Here is a 13,365-nt window from a genome sequence, read left to right on the forward strand (position 1 = left end):
TAAAAATAGGTCAGGTTATTTCACAAAGTAGGCTTCCTTAAAGTTGGACTGCGTCCCCACGGTGTTATATTGCACGCCGTTTAGCTTAGGATTGACCAAGTACGTGCTGGCTGGTTGGAACAGTGGTGTGACACCTTGGTCCTGCATTAAGCGGCTCTCAGCAGCTAGCAGAGTCCGCCATCGCCGATTGTTAAATGACGGAGCGTTGCTAGCCTGCGCGATGAGCTTATCGTACGCGGCACTGGACCAGTGTCCTGTGTTGGCCATGTTGGAGCTCGTGAAGAGGGCCAGCATGGCTAGAGGATCGGCGTACTGGGCGTGTTGCGTGGCCAATGTTAGGTCGGTGTTGGTTGGACCATCTGATTGATTGACGGCCCACTCGCGAGATTTGAGCTTGATGGTCAAGCCAGGTAGCTGGGTAAGTTGGCGTCTCAATTCTTTTGCCACCTTGAGACTGTAAGGAGCGTTGAGGTAACTCAAAGATAGGGTGATGTTCTTGACGTCCGCTCGGCGACGAGCCGTTTGCCATTCTTGTTTGGCCAACCTAGGCTGATAGGCCAAGGTTTTCTGCTTGGGTTGGGCAGCGGCAAAGTCCGCCGTTCCTTTTTGCCCGCGGCTTAATCCGGCTGGGACGACACCTTGAGCCGGGAGCGAGGTCACACCATATGAAGCTTGTCCCAACTTTTTTCGATTCAGAATATGGGAAATGGCTAGGCGGGCCAGTCGTTGCTGCAACAACTGGTTAATGCTTGGGTTCGGTCCCTGCTGGCGGTAATTTAAAATGACCATCTTGGAGTAGGGCCGTGCAGTATAAGCCGTCTGTTTCTGATATGATTTAATGTTTTGCGTGGAGACTAGCCGCACTTCATCTAATCTGCCCTTGCGGTAATCTTGCCACATGCTGGCCGTGTTGTTATAGACGTCAACGTTGATTCGTTGAAGGTACACGTGTTGTTTGTCCCAGTAGCGTGGATTGGGCACCATGTGCCAGTGAGTCTTAGTATTACCTTGCGCGGCGACCATAAATGGGCCGGCGTAGACTTGGTATTGAGGTTTAGTGGCATATTTTTTGCCGTATTTTTCAGCGATCCTTTGATTTTGGGGGCCAAACAAGGGGTAAGCTAAGCGCTGGGGCAGTTCGGCCATAGGATGATCAAGGTGAACCACCAGTTTGAATTTGCCGGGAGCTGAGACGCCTAACTCACTGGCGGGGAGTTTACCAGCAAGAATTTTGCGGGCGTTGTGAATCCCTGTAAAAAGGTCGGCGTTAGGGGCCTTGGTCTGTGGCGCTAAAGCCCGTTGCCAGGAGTAAACGAAGTCCTTGGCAGTGATGCGGTCGCCATTGCTCCAATAGGAATCCTTCCATAACGTAAACGTATAGGTCGTTTTACTGGCATTGATCTTGACCTTTTGTGCGAGCGCTAGTGCCGCTTGTCCATTATCGGCAGTGGTATAGAGACCCTCAATCGTATTATTTAAGCGGCCAAATTCAGTCATTTTATCCGTGTCTAAAGTGGTTAACGGCCGGCTAGTAGCTAGTGTTACCACCTGCTTTTTGGTCATTACCCCTTGACTATCGCTGGTTGAATCTGCTCGCTGACTAATGCTGCAACTAGTCAGGCCGAGACAGAGCAATCCCAGACATATAACGAGTCCCCATCGTTTCACATTTACCACTCCGTTATCTATGTAATATCTTCTCTGATAATAGGGGAGTCCCGGGGTGGCGTCAAGCGTTGCTGGGCCGTTAGCTTGTCGTGGCTAGTGAAATTCGCTAGAATATAAAAATTAAGTCTTGGTTCCTAGGAGCGGCATTGCTAAACTGCTGGCCGCTTGGAACCACTAAAGGAGGTCGTAGGATGAAAGAATGGTCTGAGACAACGATTCGAAAATTTCGGCAGACGCTACTGGCTTGGTACGATCGTGAAGGCCGCGATTTACCCTGGCGGCGGGATCACGATCCCTATCACGTGTGGGTGAGTGAAGTGATGTTACAACAAACGCAGGTCAATACAGTGATTCCGTACTATGAGCGATTTATGGCAACTTTTCCGACCGTGACTGATTTAGCACAAGCGGATGAGGCAACTTTATTGAAGGCTTGGCAGGGCCTTGGATATTATTCGCGGGCACGAAATCTACAGCGTGCGGCGCAGCAAATTGTCACGGACTATCGGGGCGTCTGGCCCCAAACTGCGGCTGCTTTGGCCGAATTAGTCGGAATCGGTCCCTACACATCCTGTGCGATTGCCAGCATTGCCTTTGGACAGGCGGTTCCAGCGGTCGACGGCAATGCCTTCCGAGTTTTCAGCCGATTATTATTGATTGATGCGGATATAGCTAAGCCCAAGACGCGACAATTATTTGAAGAAATTATTCAACCAATTGTTGATCCGGACCGGCCGGGTGCCTTTAATCAAGCCATCATGGATTTAGGTTCCAGCTACATGACCCCCAAGAACTCTGATCCAGCCCATTCGCCCGTCAAAGATTTCGACGCTTCTTACCAGTTAGGGAAGGTTGAAGACTATCCGGTGAAGACTAAGGTTCCCCGACCCAAAAGAATTGACTACTACGCCTTAATTATTCATTCACCGGCGGGGTACCTACTGGTTCAACGGACGGAGCGGGAAATGCTGACGGGGTATTGGACGTTTCCGTTAGTTACGAAGGCGTCACTGCAATCGGCGGAAGCGGCTGATGAAGCGACACTGGCACAGGATCTTGCAAGCTTGGAAACTTTATTTGCTTCCGATTACCAAGTACCGCTTTCGCTGACGACGGTCGGGGGCCGGCCGGTAAGTCATACGTATACGCATCAGCGCTGGCAAGTGAAGCTCTTGGAGGCCAACTTACCAACGGCGCCAGCGTTACCCTTCTATCCGGGGAAGTGGGTGTCAGCGGCAGAAATCACGGATTTGCCGCTTCCGAAAGTCCAGGAAAAAATCATGGTTCGGTATCAGCAGCAAGTGGATTCGCAAGCGTTTTCAGGTAATTAGTTTCAGTTCGACACGAATTGCTGTATTATCTAGTTAACACAACGCTTAGATGAGGGAGTGACGAGTCGTGCAAACGATTTTCGATGTATTAAAACATATTTCTGTCAATCACCAAGAGGTTGAGAGCCAGCAAGTCGTCATCACCGATGCTGCCGGTAAGCCCAATGGTTTGCTGACGGATTTATTACGAGATTTAATTAATAATGCCTTATTGTTCGTGACGTTGGCTGACATGGATTCGGCGCAAGACTTAATTGAACACTTGCGAACCCACACACCATTACCAGCAGATGTTTTATCGGAGTACGGAAAAATTTTAACGGAAGTTTGCGATGGGTTGAATTTTGCACCCAGAAAGGGACTAATTGAACTGATTGTTCGGCGATAGGAGTTACTAATGGTAGATGAAGATTTAATTGAATGGATGCCAGGCGCCAATACTGCGGCGCCTTTATTATTGTTACAGGGCACCGGTGGGACGAATCAAGAGATATTAAATTTTGGCCGGCGATTGGCGCCGCAAAGTCCTTTGATTACAATTGCCGGGCGTCAAGGTAGTGGGGCTGAACGCCAATATTTTCGACAGACGGCTGCGGGACCGACAGATCCACAGCAGGTCTATAACGAGGCGGTTTGGCTGGGTGAAACGGTGATTAGTCTCTGTCAGGAACACCGGTGGGACGCGGATAAGTTAATTCTGGTCGGCTATTCTAATGGCGCAGCAATGGCCGCTTACGGAGCTCGTGCGGGAGTTATCCCAGGGCAGGCGGCCGTTTTATTTCATCCATTATGGTTGCCAGTTGCGCACCCTGTTTCACGTCCTGGTTATCAAGTCTGGTTATCCGCTGGGCAGCGAGATCTTTTAGTATCTGTGGCCACAGTGCAACGCATACAAACTGCTTGTGACCAGGTTGGTGCCACCACAGAAATGTTGGTGACGGGTGGCAGTCATATGCTAACGCCGCAAGAAGTATTGGCCGCACAAACGTGGATAACACAAAATACCTAAAGGGTTGGACTAAATTTAATTCGGTTTTTTCGAACTTCCCATTTGCTATTCTGCGGAATACCTGTTATCCTATTGTTAATGTATTTATGGTTCGGAAGTTTTAAAGGCTCGACGTTCTTTAAGAATGGCTCCTTTTTACCCCAGCTTTCAAATGCAAATATTATTGCGCTATGCGCATGGAGGTTTCATTCTTATGGAACAAGGTACTGTTAAATGGTTCAACGCTGATAAAGGTTACGGCTTCATCACTTTGGAAAACGGCTCAGACGTTTTCGTTCACTTCTCTGCTATCAACAGTGAAGGCTTCAAGACGCTTGAAGAAGGCCAACACGTATCCCTTGATGTAGAACAAGGCGACCGTGGCCCACAAGCTGCTAACGTTTCGGTTGTTGACTAATTTATTTTAGCCTAAATCGAGTTAAAAAAACCATCGACTGTGTGTCGGTGGTTTTTTTTGTGTCCAATTATCGGTAAGTACTTCACCTATCAAGTGACAGGTAAAATGCTTGTGTTCTATTATGAAAACGGTTACGATAAATTCATCTAATAAAGGGAGTTGTGCTGGATGAGCGAAAAAGTTTTTAATGCGGCAGAGTTAGCTAAGTATAATGGGCAAAATGGCCAACCGGCTTATATTGCGGTTGATCAGACGGTTTACGATGTTTCGGACAAAGCTGCCTGGGCTGGTGGCAAGCACCACGGCAATTTGGCGGGTCAAGAATTGACCCACATAATTGATGGCCAATCGCCCCATGGTCGGCGCGTGCTGAAAGATTTACCAGTTGTCGGGATTTACCAAGCGTAAACAAAAAGTGAGTGTGACCAAAGGCGGTTAGGCAATGAGCATTAACGTCGATAGACGAATAATCCTGGTCTTGGATTGTTTGTCTATCGGGGTTAAGCGGAGTTGACTACCTTGGGTCACACGTTTCGACTATATATGTTCGGAATACAAAAAAAGGTCTGAGACTTTTGTCCCAAACCTTTTTAATAATGATGTCGCAAGAGAGATTCGAACCCTCGACCTACGGTTTAGAAGACCGTTGCTCTATCCAGCTGAGCTATTGCGACATAATAGGTAGTTAACCAACAACCTCTAATTATAGAGAAGGCGAGAGGGCCTGTCAATTGTGGATATTGGGTTCGATTGACAGGAATATAGTTCTGCGAGTAGAGTAAGTTTAAACGGACGGAGGTGCTCTTGTGGCAGTTGTTCACGTGATTGCGGAAATTGTGGTGTTTTTTGCGGCCATTAGTTTGATTTTTTACTTTTTTCAAATTACGCAGGCTCATGGGAATCGTAAGCAGAACTTGATTTATCTGGGAATTTCGCTGGCCGTCTTATTGGTAGCGTACCCCTTATCTAATTTAGTTGCGCAAAAGCAGGTTAATCCAACTGATCAAGTTTCCAATCATGTGCGAAAAATACGGGATAAAAAGCAGTCCTCGTCATCCGACCACAAGACTTCGGATAGTTCCGCCGAGTCTGAAAGTAAGTAAACTACTAAAATTATCAAGAAATTCTAATAATTGCGTTCAACCCCTTGCAATCTTTCTGTAACATTACGATAATATAAATGTAACCTAAAGCTGACGGGGGGAATTGCTATGCATGCTGTAGTTATTATTTTGTTGATTATTGTGCTTGCCGGTGCGGGTCAATTGTACCTGAACAACCGAGAGGCTTTCCGTAAGAAGAGTAAGCATCTGGCGACCCGCGAAGATAAATTTCACGATAATTCAAATCGTCGATTAAGTTAACGAATCATAGCTCAGTTAAGCACTGAGCTTTTTCTTTTGACTTTTTTTCGTGAAAGTTATCGAGCGTTCACGGGCGTCGCTCAAAAAAATTGTGATAAAGTTGGTCTAAATAAGACTGAAGTCAGGAGTTGAGAGTTATTGAACACGTTAGTATTGGTTTCCCATCCACAAATTGCGGACTCCGGGACGCAGGAATTTTTAAAGGCCAGTTTGCCTGCAGAAAATATTTCGTGGGAACACATTGAGAGTCAGACGGTTTTAGACGTTGCGTATGAACAAGCCCAATTACGGCAAGCGGACCGCATAATCCTTCAGTTTCCGTTGTATTGGTATGCAGCACCGGCCGGACTGAAGCAGTGGGAGGATACCGTTTTGACGCGATCCTTTGTCTATGGTGATCACCGATACCCCTTAGCTGGCAAGGAGCTCGGGGTGGTCGTGACCACCGGTATGCCCGCCGAAGCATTTCAACGGGGCGGTGCGGAAGGCTTAACACTGGATGCCGCACTCGCGCCGCTGGCGGCGGTGGCACAACGAGCGAAAATGACCTGGCTACCAACGTTTGCCATTCATCAGTTTAGTTATCTGGATGAGCCGGCTAAATTACGTTTGGTCATTGCCTATCAACGGTATTTGACTCAGCAACAACCAGATAGTTTAAAGAACCGTCAGGCGTGGTTTAGCGACCATTTGGCGACAATGATTGCGCAATTGGCTGAGCAAGACCAGTCAACTGGCCGCCTGATTGAAGAAGCATTTAAGCAGAAGCAGACGGACCTGGAGACACTCCAGGATACTCTGGCAATGATAAAGGAGCAGGAAGATGACTGAAGAGGATACGGTGTGGCTTCACCAGGCCATTCAAAAGTTAGCTAGTCGTCAGGCCAAGTTTACGGACAGGGCGTTCTGGCTAGCATTAGATGAGGTCGTTCGAGAGCAGGACCAACGCCATGACCAACTGGGTGGCGAAGTGGATGGTCGGACCTGGAGTCCCGACCGCTGGTGAGCCAGTGGCATTAAAAAAGCCGTGGCGCTAGGTCACGACTGATTGATTTTACAAGGATTTATTAAAGGTGATCGATCTTAGCTTAATTGACGGTCCAGAGCGGCCCAGTGATTAATGGGGCCAAACTTGTGGCCGACTTCGATTGGTTCACCGATGGCAGCGTTCACGAATTGCTTGGCAATTTGAATGGCCTTCTTCATAGGAGTTCCCTTAGCCAGTTCAGCAGTAATGCAGGCTGAGAGGGTGTCTCCCGTTCCGTTGACCCGGTCGGTCTCGTGGTAAGGCTCGCTTAACCAGAAGCCCTCACCGGACTCGAGAAGCACGTAATCGCGGACCTCTTGCTGATTGGTGTCGGCGTGGCTTCCCTTCGTGATAATGTTCTTGGCACCCATAGCTTGCATTTTCTTGGTGGCCAGTACCATGTCATCGTCGTTCTTGATTGACATTTCGGCGATCTTTTCGGCTTCGTAGAAGTTGGGAGTCAGTACAGTAGCCAATGGCAATAGGTCAGTTCGCAGGGTGTTGAAGGCACTTTCTTCCAATAATTGGTTACCGTGCTTAGTCATAATGACTGGATCGACAACGAGCGGTCCAAAGTCTGCCTTTTGATAATTTTTTACGACGGTTTCAATCAGTGCTGAGTCAGCCAGCATCCCGGTTTTTGATGCCCGAATCTGGTAATCATCAGCGAGGTCGGCAAATTCTTGATCGATAAAATCCGTGGGCATGGGAACACTGGCGTGAATCCCATAGGAGTTACCGGCGACACAGGCAGTCATTACGGAAGCGCCGTAAATACCGCGGGCGAAAAACGTATGTAAATCAGCTTGCATACCAGCGCTGCCGTCACTATCAGAGCCAGCAATGGTTAAGGCTTGTGGGTAAGAATTAGTCATGAGTCTCGAAACCTCCAAATGAAAGATATAAAACAAGTTCAGCATAGCATAATCATCCGTGGAAGCGCCACCACTTGAGGCTAAATTTATTTATTTATACTGGGGCAGGGGGGAGTCAGCATGACCAAAAGTATCGGGTATTTAGGCATTTGGCTGGGATTCGGTGCGCTGGCGAGTTGGGTGGCCTTGTCGGGGGCGTTCAATAGTCTTTATCAACTATTTCACAACGAACCGGAGACTTTGACGCTCGGACTAGGGTTAACTGTGATAAGCTTAGTAGGAATCGTCCACTTCGCTAGACGGAGCCCTTGGTGGTGTTTAGTGCCGGCCACCTGCTTGGCTATCTTGGTCACGGCAGGGATGGTCGCAGATAGTACCGTCCTCTTACTCGGACTGACGATTCCCGGTTTCTATTGAAAAAATCGTGTACAGGAGGTAGGTTAACGCGCATGTTAATTCAACAAGGACACATTGAGAACGCAACGCAACCACAAGATATTCGGATTGAGGATGGCAAGTTTACAGCTATTGCTGACCATTTGACCCCACAAGATGGGGAACGGGTAATTGATGCAACGGGGAAGCTAATTTTGCCACCGTTCGTCGATCCACACGTTCACTTGGACAGTACCATGACTGCTGGGGATCCTGAATGGAACCAGTCTGGCACGCTATTTGATGGAATTCGTATTTGGTCCGAGCGGAAGAAGACGTTGAGCATTGAAGACGTCAAGACCCGTGCACGGCAAGCACTGGAACGTCAAGCGGCTAATGGTATTCAATTCGTCCGTTCTCACGTTGACGTAACAGATCCTAGCTTAACGGCCTTGAAAGCGCTGATTGAGGTGCGTGATGAGGTTAAAGACTTTATTGAGCTTCAACTGGTAGCTTTCCCACAAGAGGGGATTCTATCGTTCCCTCATGGTAAGGAATTGATGGAACAGGCTGCGAAGTTGGGCGTGGACGTCATTGGCGCCATCCCTCACTTTGAATTCACACGAGAATACAGTGTTGAGTCACTTCATTTTGCCGTTGACCTCGCTCAGAAGTACGGCAAATTAGTCGATGCGCACTGTGATGAAATTGACGATCCCGCTTCCCGTGGCCTAGAAACGTTGGCTACGTTAGCACTGGAGACTGGTCTGGGTGACCAAGTAACGGCTAGCCACACGACGGCGATGGGGTCTTACAACAATGCTTATGCTTACAAATTGATGCGGTTATTGCAGATGTCCCACATCAACATGATTTCTAATCCACTGATCAATACCCACTTGGGTGGCCGATTCGACACTTATCCTAAGCGTCGTGGATTAACGCGAGTCAAGGAATTAAATGAAGCTGGTGTCAACGTGGCCTTTGGTGAAGATGACATTAAAGATCCATGGTACCCAATGGGGGATGGCAACATGTTAGACTCCCTGCACATGGGGATTCATGTGACGCAAATGATGGGCTACGATGACATTATGAATTCCTATCAATTTGTGACGACCCACGGTGCCAAGGCGATGCACGTTACCGACCACTATGGTCTGACTGCTGGCAAACCAGCTAACCTGATTATTATGAATAATGATAACTTCTACAACGCTTTGAACCAGCGTTCCGAAGTTCTTTACTCGATTCACCATGGTAAGATTGTGGTGAAGACCGATCCTAAGCAGGTGCATTTGGACCTGTAATTCTGTCGTTTTAAATGGCCGCCTCCAGCTGCCAGGCATGGCAACCGCTGTGGGGACCGGAGAAAGCCGAAGAGCGGTCTTTCACCTCGACTGAGGACCTCGGGAACCCGCCGAGTTTCTCAGCTCGTCCCATGGTGTAGATTAGCTAAAAACGCTAATCTACACCGTTGACACAGCGGCCGCCGTACCTGGCATCCTACGGCTACAATTGGGTTGGCTTGCCACTAAGATTCTGCCAAAAGGACAAAACTTTAGTCGTTGTCGTGAACATGCAACGCGCAAGGGTTAGGTTGCTTGGCGTTTACCACATTTAGACTATTAAAACTTAATTTAATTAATGGCTGACCCATCTTACATAAGTAAAGTGGGCCAGCTTTTTGTTTGGTTTCCTAATCTGATAAAATAAAAACGCCGCCATCACAACCAGTTGACTGGTCTTGATGGCGGCGTTATTGTTTGCGTTATTTTTTGGCCTTGGAACGCTTGGCCTTTTGGACGGTTGTGACGCTGATTGGTTTCTCAGCTGGCGCAGCCTTCTTCTTTTCAAGGTGTAGTGAGCGTAATTGCTCTTTCAAAGTTTCAATTTCTGCGACATGTTCCGTCTTCCATTCCTTATACGATTTCGCGGAATCCGTGTCGTTAGGCTTGAGTCCAGTGTTTAACCAGAAACAAGCTTCGGAAAGGCTAGGGAAGTTGTGAATCCATAACGTTTGACCGTTATCGGAATCAAAGGCCACGTAGGAGCGGAAATGCTTTTTAAGAAATGTGTGCCGGCGAATCTTAAACGCTTCACGTTTACGGGTTAGCCGGTAGTCTGGTAAAATGTATTGGCCGGAGATAGCTAGCTGCGGAAAACGTTCATCGCGTTGTTCGCGCTGGTCTTTTAACATTTCACGGGCTTGGTCAACGGTAATAATGGATGCACGGATCGGATTCTTCATGAAAAACCCCCTCTTAGAGTTGGAAAATTAAGTGATTCTGTGGTGCTCCGGTCAATTACTCACACATACTAGGTTAGCATAATCTAAAAGTTATGAAAACAATTTACACTTTAAATTTAGGCAATTTAAAAGAATCACTAGAAAAGGCTGGTTAAAAGTTTACCTAGGTGTTACCAAGATGGTAACGGCTACACAAAAATGGTAATTGCCGATTTCACTGATAGGTCGGTAAAGTATGGTAAACTAGCTAAGATTAGTTTGAAAGCGGGGATTCAATTGGCACAAAAGTACTACGCAGTCAGGAAGGGTCGGCAACCGGGCATCTACCGGACCTGGCCAGAAACACAGAAACAAGTCAGTGGCTTTTCTGGTGCGCAATATAAAAGCTTTGCCTCGGCAACTGAGGCCAAGGCCTTCATGCAGGGGACGGCTGGCAGTGAAAAGCCAGTGCCAACTAAAGGACGGCGGCAACCAGCTACTCGTTCCCAACCAGCTCAGCCTAGTAATCAGCTTCCAGTAACGATTACAGTGTACACGGATGGGGGTTCTCGAAATACTGGGAACGTTGCCGGTGGACATGTCAAGACGGCTGATAAGGCTGCTTGGGCTTACCGAATCGAATTACCAGATCGGGTTGTCACTGGATCAGACGGTGAATTTGGTGCGACGAATAACCGGATGGAAATCATGGCTTTTCTGAACGCCCTCAAGCGATTAGAATCTTTGGGTGAGACTGCAACGGGTATTCGGTTCGTTCTGGATTCCCAGTACGTATTGAATGCTGTGACTAAGGGATGGCTAGCTGGCTGGAAACGGCGTGGTTGGAAACGCTCGGCCGGACCATTAGTCAACGCGGAACTGTGGCAAGCGGTCGACCGGTTGTTACCACAATTTACAGGGCTGACGTTTGCCTGGACGAAGGGCCACGCAACTAACCAAGGAAACGTGTTCGTCGATCATTTGCTGAATCAAACGATGGACCAAATGGTTCCTGGGCAAGCAACACCGAAGACTTCGACGGATACGCAAGTTGAGAAGCCTGATTTAGCTAAGACTGATTCAACGCATCAAAGTCGCGAGCAGTCCGTTGCTGATATTGCGAGAAATTTACAAGACCTACCCTTTAGCGACGATTAAGGCTATAATAGTTTCATAAATATTATGCGGGTCATTTATTTGGGGGAATCGTTCAAGGTAGATGATAAATTGAACACTGAACAAAAACTGTAGTGAATGGGGTACCGATGATGCAAGTTAAAATGATTCCATATTTGGAATTTGAAAATGCGAAAGAGGCAATCACTTATTACCAAAATGTCTTTGACGCCAAGAACGCCTACCGAGTCAGTCCAACGCCAGAAGAAGCCGAACGTTTAGGCTTGGAACCCACGGTCGACTTGGAGCAAATCACCATGCGTGGTGGTTTTCAAGTTATGGGGCTAGATATTCAGTGTGCCGATGCTTTAATGGGGCAACCGACGTCGTCCACCCAGATTTCACTCATGATTGCTGTGGATGAGGATGACAGTGCCAGTGTTAAGGCACTGTCTGCTCTTTATCAACAGTTGGTGAAGTCTGATGTCAAGGTCATCAGTCCGTTTACGGCGCAACGAGCCGGCGGTAAGATGGGTCAAGTGGTTGATGCGTACGGTATTACTTGGATCTTACGGGAACAAGGCATGACGTTCACTGAAGATACAGCGAATGATTCAGAATAGACATAACAGTATTCAGAGTGGTGAAGGCGCAGGTCTTCACCACTTTTTAGTTGCTCTGCTAAAGGTTGAAGAATAAATTTTTTGTTTTAAATTAGTATTTGAAAAATGGATACTGCTAAATTCACACTCCGGTGGTCAGGAATTCCGCCTGCTGTGGGGACGCTTCAGCCAAGGGGCGGGCTTCTCGCTCGATTTGAAGCCACGAAGAACCTGTGTCTCCAAAGTCGCCCGTGTTGTAAGCTGGCAAAAATCACCAGCAAACACCACCTTCACAGCTGGCTGCATCCCTGACCACCTCCGTTTTTTGATTGTGGTTTGTCATGGTGAACGCTGAAAGATTTCTTGCGACACGTATGCAGCCTTATAGACAGCAGATTAGTTGGCAACAAAATACTTTGTAAGCCGAGAGGTCGCCAGATATGGGCTCAGGCGCGTCGTTCTGCTTAGTTAGTCGGTGTTTTTCCGACTGACTTAGCTGAAGACCAAGCTTGGAGACTCGGGGCTTTCGAGGCTTCAAGTTGTGTCCGCACCGTTCCAGCCCATATCTGGCGGCCGGTAAGGCGGAAGGGACATACTAGGTTGCCTAGTATTGTTTCTATATCCGACTTTATGGGCTTTTAAAAGTTCTCAACCTTCAGTTGTTCTAGAAAACGGTCGCTCGCAAGGCCTTTTTAAAAAGTGTTATGATTAAAAACAAGAGGAGTGATTGATAAACATGGCAACTGCACGAGAAAATATGACGGCCGGTAAGCCCTATGATCAATTCGATAAGGAACTGATCGACCGCCGAGTTCTGGCTCGTAAGACCCTGAGAGCAGCCAATCAGATTGACGACAACGGTGAACGGATGGCGGCGTACAAGCGCTTAATGCCAGACGTGGGCGAAGGCTTCTTCGTTGAGGCTGAGTTTATGTTTGATTACGGCTGGAATATTCATATCGGTGACCATTTCTATGGGAATTATGATATGACGCTCTTGGATACCTGTCCGATTACGATTGGCTCGCACTGTTACTTTGGTCCCAACATCGGTCTGTACACGCCGGTGCACCCACTGAATGCGATGGCCCGCAAGGCCGACGTTGAGATGGGGGCGCCAATTACAATTGGTGATAATGCGTGGTTAGGTGGTCGGGTTACAATTCTGCCTGGTGTGACGCTGGGCAACAACGTTGTGGTCGGTGCCGGTTCTGTGGTTACCAAGTCATTTGGCGATGATGTGGTAATTGCTGGTAACCCAGCTCGGGTCATTAAGCAAATTGATAATAGTGCGACTGGTGATGCTGCGGCTCGTGAACAATGGCCAGATTTACTGAAATAGGGGCCCTGTCTTGAAATTCTAATCAAATT

Annotated in this window: 17 protein-coding genes and 1 tRNA gene; 14 read left to right on the plus strand and 4 right to left on the minus strand. The window is 47.9% G+C overall.

Annotated elements, in window-relative coordinates; genetic code table 11:
- Nucleotides 1–15 precede the first annotated feature (15 nt).
- Nucleotides 16–1,668: a peptide ABC transporter substrate-binding protein gene (locus tag EKM75_RS08715; RefSeq protein ID WP_225426689.1), complete on the minus strand. Its 1,653-nt coding sequence runs from the start codon at nucleotides 1,666–1,668 to the stop codon at nucleotides 16–18.
- 191 nt (nucleotides 1,669–1,859) lie between these two features.
- Here EKM75_RS08715 and mutY point away from each other — a divergent pair, with 191 nt between their 5' ends.
- The 5 genes from mutY (at nucleotide 1,860) to EKM75_RS08740 (ending at nucleotide 4,813) form a co-directional block, all read left to right on the plus strand.
- Nucleotides 1,860–2,999, plus strand: coding sequence for an A/G-specific adenine glycosylase (gene mutY / locus EKM75_RS08720; protein WP_125693830.1), 1,140 nt, complete (start codon nucleotides 1,860–1,862; stop codon nucleotides 2,997–2,999).
- 67 nt (nucleotides 3,000–3,066) lie between these two features.
- The gene (locus tag EKM75_RS08725; RefSeq protein ID WP_125682178.1) at nucleotides 3,067–3,387 is read left to right on the plus strand and encodes a hypothetical protein; all 321 of its coding nucleotides are present in this window, start codon (nucleotides 3,067–3,069) and stop codon (nucleotides 3,385–3,387) included.
- Nucleotides 3,388–3,396: 9 nt separating this feature from the next.
- Complete coding sequence (locus EKM75_RS08730) at nucleotides 3,397–4,008, plus strand: alpha/beta hydrolase (protein WP_125693832.1); 612 nt, start codon at nucleotides 3,397–3,399, stop codon at nucleotides 4,006–4,008.
- A 193-nt stretch (nucleotides 4,009–4,201) separates the two neighbouring features.
- Nucleotides 4,202–4,405 carry a cold-shock protein gene (locus EKM75_RS08735; protein ID WP_011668621.1) on the plus strand — a complete coding sequence of 68 codons (204 nt, stop codon included), beginning with the start codon at nucleotides 4,202–4,204 and terminating at the stop codon, nucleotides 4,403–4,405.
- Between the two features lie 168 nt (nucleotides 4,406–4,573).
- The gene (locus EKM75_RS08740; RefSeq protein WP_125682174.1) at nucleotides 4,574–4,813 is read left to right on the plus strand and encodes a cytochrome b5 domain-containing protein; all 240 of its coding nucleotides are present in this window, start codon (nucleotides 4,574–4,576) and stop codon (nucleotides 4,811–4,813) included.
- 192 nt (nucleotides 4,814–5,005) lie between these two features.
- Here EKM75_RS08740 and EKM75_RS08745 read toward each other — a convergent pair.
- Nucleotides 5,006–5,079: transfer RNA gene (locus EKM75_RS08745), tRNA-Arg, on the minus strand.
- Between the two features lie 132 nt (nucleotides 5,080–5,211).
- On the opposite strand from EKM75_RS08745, the gene EKM75_RS08750 reads away from it, so the two are divergent.
- From EKM75_RS08750 to EKM75_RS08760, 4 genes are all read left to right on the plus strand, one after another.
- Complete coding sequence (locus EKM75_RS08750) at nucleotides 5,212–5,508, plus strand: hypothetical protein (RefSeq protein WP_125693834.1); 297 nt, start codon at nucleotides 5,212–5,214, stop codon at nucleotides 5,506–5,508.
- Between the two features lie 108 nt (nucleotides 5,509–5,616).
- Entirely contained in the window at nucleotides 5,617–5,769 is a 153-nt protein-coding gene (locus tag EKM75_RS12775) for a hypothetical protein (RefSeq protein WP_164506428.1), read from the plus strand.
- 138 nt (nucleotides 5,770–5,907) lie between these two features.
- A complete protein-coding gene (locus EKM75_RS08755) occupies nucleotides 5,908–6,600 on the plus strand; it encodes an NAD(P)H-dependent oxidoreductase (RefSeq protein WP_125682170.1) in 693 nt (230 codons plus the stop codon).
- Nucleotides 6,593–6,775 (plus strand): hypothetical protein, encoded by a 183-nt coding sequence (locus EKM75_RS08760; RefSeq protein WP_125682168.1) that lies wholly within the window; start codon nucleotides 6,593–6,595, stop codon nucleotides 6,773–6,775. The genes EKM75_RS08755 and EKM75_RS08760 overlap by 8 nt, the downstream gene beginning before the upstream one ends.
- 77 nt (nucleotides 6,776–6,852) lie before the next feature.
- Here EKM75_RS08760 and thiD read toward each other — a convergent pair whose 3' ends face one another.
- Nucleotides 6,853–7,671, minus strand: coding sequence for a bifunctional hydroxymethylpyrimidine kinase/phosphomethylpyrimidine kinase (gene thiD / locus EKM75_RS08765; protein WP_125682166.1), 819 nt, complete (start codon nucleotides 7,669–7,671; stop codon nucleotides 6,853–6,855).
- A 120-nt stretch (nucleotides 7,672–7,791) separates the two neighbouring features.
- Between thiD and EKM75_RS08770 the strand changes: the two genes are divergently transcribed.
- Both EKM75_RS08770 and codA read left to right on the plus strand, forming a co-directional pair.
- The gene (locus EKM75_RS08770; protein ID WP_125693836.1) at nucleotides 7,792–8,088 is read left to right on the plus strand and encodes a hypothetical protein; all 297 of its coding nucleotides are present in this window, start codon (nucleotides 7,792–7,794) and stop codon (nucleotides 8,086–8,088) included.
- Nucleotides 8,089–8,120: 32 nt separating this feature from the next.
- Entirely contained in the window at nucleotides 8,121–9,356 is a 1,236-nt protein-coding gene (gene codA, locus EKM75_RS08775) for a cytosine deaminase (RefSeq protein WP_125693838.1), read from the plus strand.
- A gap of 461 nt (nucleotides 9,357–9,817) precedes the next feature.
- Here the strand turns inward: codA and EKM75_RS08780 are convergent, their stop codons facing one another.
- Nucleotides 9,818–10,297 (minus strand): hypothetical protein, encoded by a 480-nt coding sequence (locus EKM75_RS08780; protein WP_125682160.1) that lies wholly within the window; start codon nucleotides 10,295–10,297, stop codon nucleotides 9,818–9,820.
- 276 nt (nucleotides 10,298–10,573) lie between these two features.
- Between EKM75_RS08780 and EKM75_RS08785 the strand changes: the two genes are divergently transcribed.
- The 3 genes from EKM75_RS08785 (at nucleotide 10,574) to EKM75_RS08795 (ending at nucleotide 13,336) form a co-directional block, all read left to right on the plus strand.
- The gene (locus tag EKM75_RS08785; protein ID WP_125693906.1) at nucleotides 10,574–11,434 is read left to right on the plus strand and encodes a ribonuclease H family protein; all 861 of its coding nucleotides are present in this window, start codon (nucleotides 10,574–10,576) and stop codon (nucleotides 11,432–11,434) included.
- Nucleotides 11,435–11,541: 107 nt separating this feature from the next.
- A complete protein-coding gene (locus tag EKM75_RS08790; RefSeq protein WP_225426690.1) occupies nucleotides 11,542–12,015 on the plus strand; it encodes a VOC family protein in 474 nt (157 codons plus the stop codon).
- Between the two features lie 715 nt (nucleotides 12,016–12,730).
- Nucleotides 12,731–13,336, plus strand: coding sequence for a sugar O-acetyltransferase (locus EKM75_RS08795; RefSeq protein WP_125693840.1), 606 nt, complete (start codon nucleotides 12,731–12,733; stop codon nucleotides 13,334–13,336).
- Nucleotides 13,337–13,365 lie beyond the last annotated feature (29 nt).

Source organism: Levilactobacillus tongjiangensis (genome assembly GCF_003946345.1).
GTDB lineage: Bacteria > Bacillota > Bacilli > Lactobacillales > Lactobacillaceae > Levilactobacillus > Levilactobacillus tongjiangensis.

Excerpts from the sequence above, each read along its gene's own strand:
- mutY (WP_125693830.1), top strand. The coding sequence starts at position 1,860 with ATGAAAGAATGGTCTGAGACAACGATTCGAAAATTTCGGCAGACGCTA.
- EKM75_RS08730 (WP_125693832.1), top strand. The coding sequence starts at position 3,397 with ATGGTAGATGAAGATTTAATTGAATGGATGCCAGGCGCCAATACTGCG.
- EKM75_RS08735 (WP_011668621.1), top strand. The coding sequence starts at position 4,202 with ATGGAACAAGGTACTGTTAAATGGTTCAACGCTGATAAAGGTTACGGC.
- EKM75_RS08740 (WP_125682174.1), top strand. The coding sequence starts at position 4,574 with ATGAGCGAAAAAGTTTTTAATGCGGCAGAGTTAGCTAAGTATAATGGG.
- EKM75_RS12775 (WP_164506428.1), top strand. The coding sequence starts at position 5,617 with ATGCATGCTGTAGTTATTATTTTGTTGATTATTGTGCTTGCCGGTGCG.
- EKM75_RS08760 (WP_125682168.1), top strand. The coding sequence starts at position 6,593 with ATGACTGAAGAGGATACGGTGTGGCTTCACCAGGCCATTCAAAAGTTA.
- thiD (WP_125682166.1), bottom strand. The coding sequence starts at position 7,671 with ATGACTAATTCTTACCCACAAGCCTTAACCATTGCTGGCTCTGATAGT.
- EKM75_RS08770 (WP_125693836.1), top strand. The coding sequence starts at position 7,792 with ATGACCAAAAGTATCGGGTATTTAGGCATTTGGCTGGGATTCGGTGCG.
- codA (WP_125693838.1), top strand. The coding sequence starts at position 8,121 with ATGTTAATTCAACAAGGACACATTGAGAACGCAACGCAACCACAAGAT.
- EKM75_RS08780 (WP_125682160.1), bottom strand. The coding sequence starts at position 10,297 with ATGAAGAATCCGATCCGTGCATCCATTATTACCGTTGACCAAGCCCGT.
- EKM75_RS08790 (WP_225426690.1), top strand. The coding sequence starts at position 11,542 with ATGATGCAAGTTAAAATGATTCCATATTTGGAATTTGAAAATGCGAAA.
- EKM75_RS08795 (WP_125693840.1), top strand. The coding sequence starts at position 12,731 with ATGGCAACTGCACGAGAAAATATGACGGCCGGTAAGCCCTATGATCAA.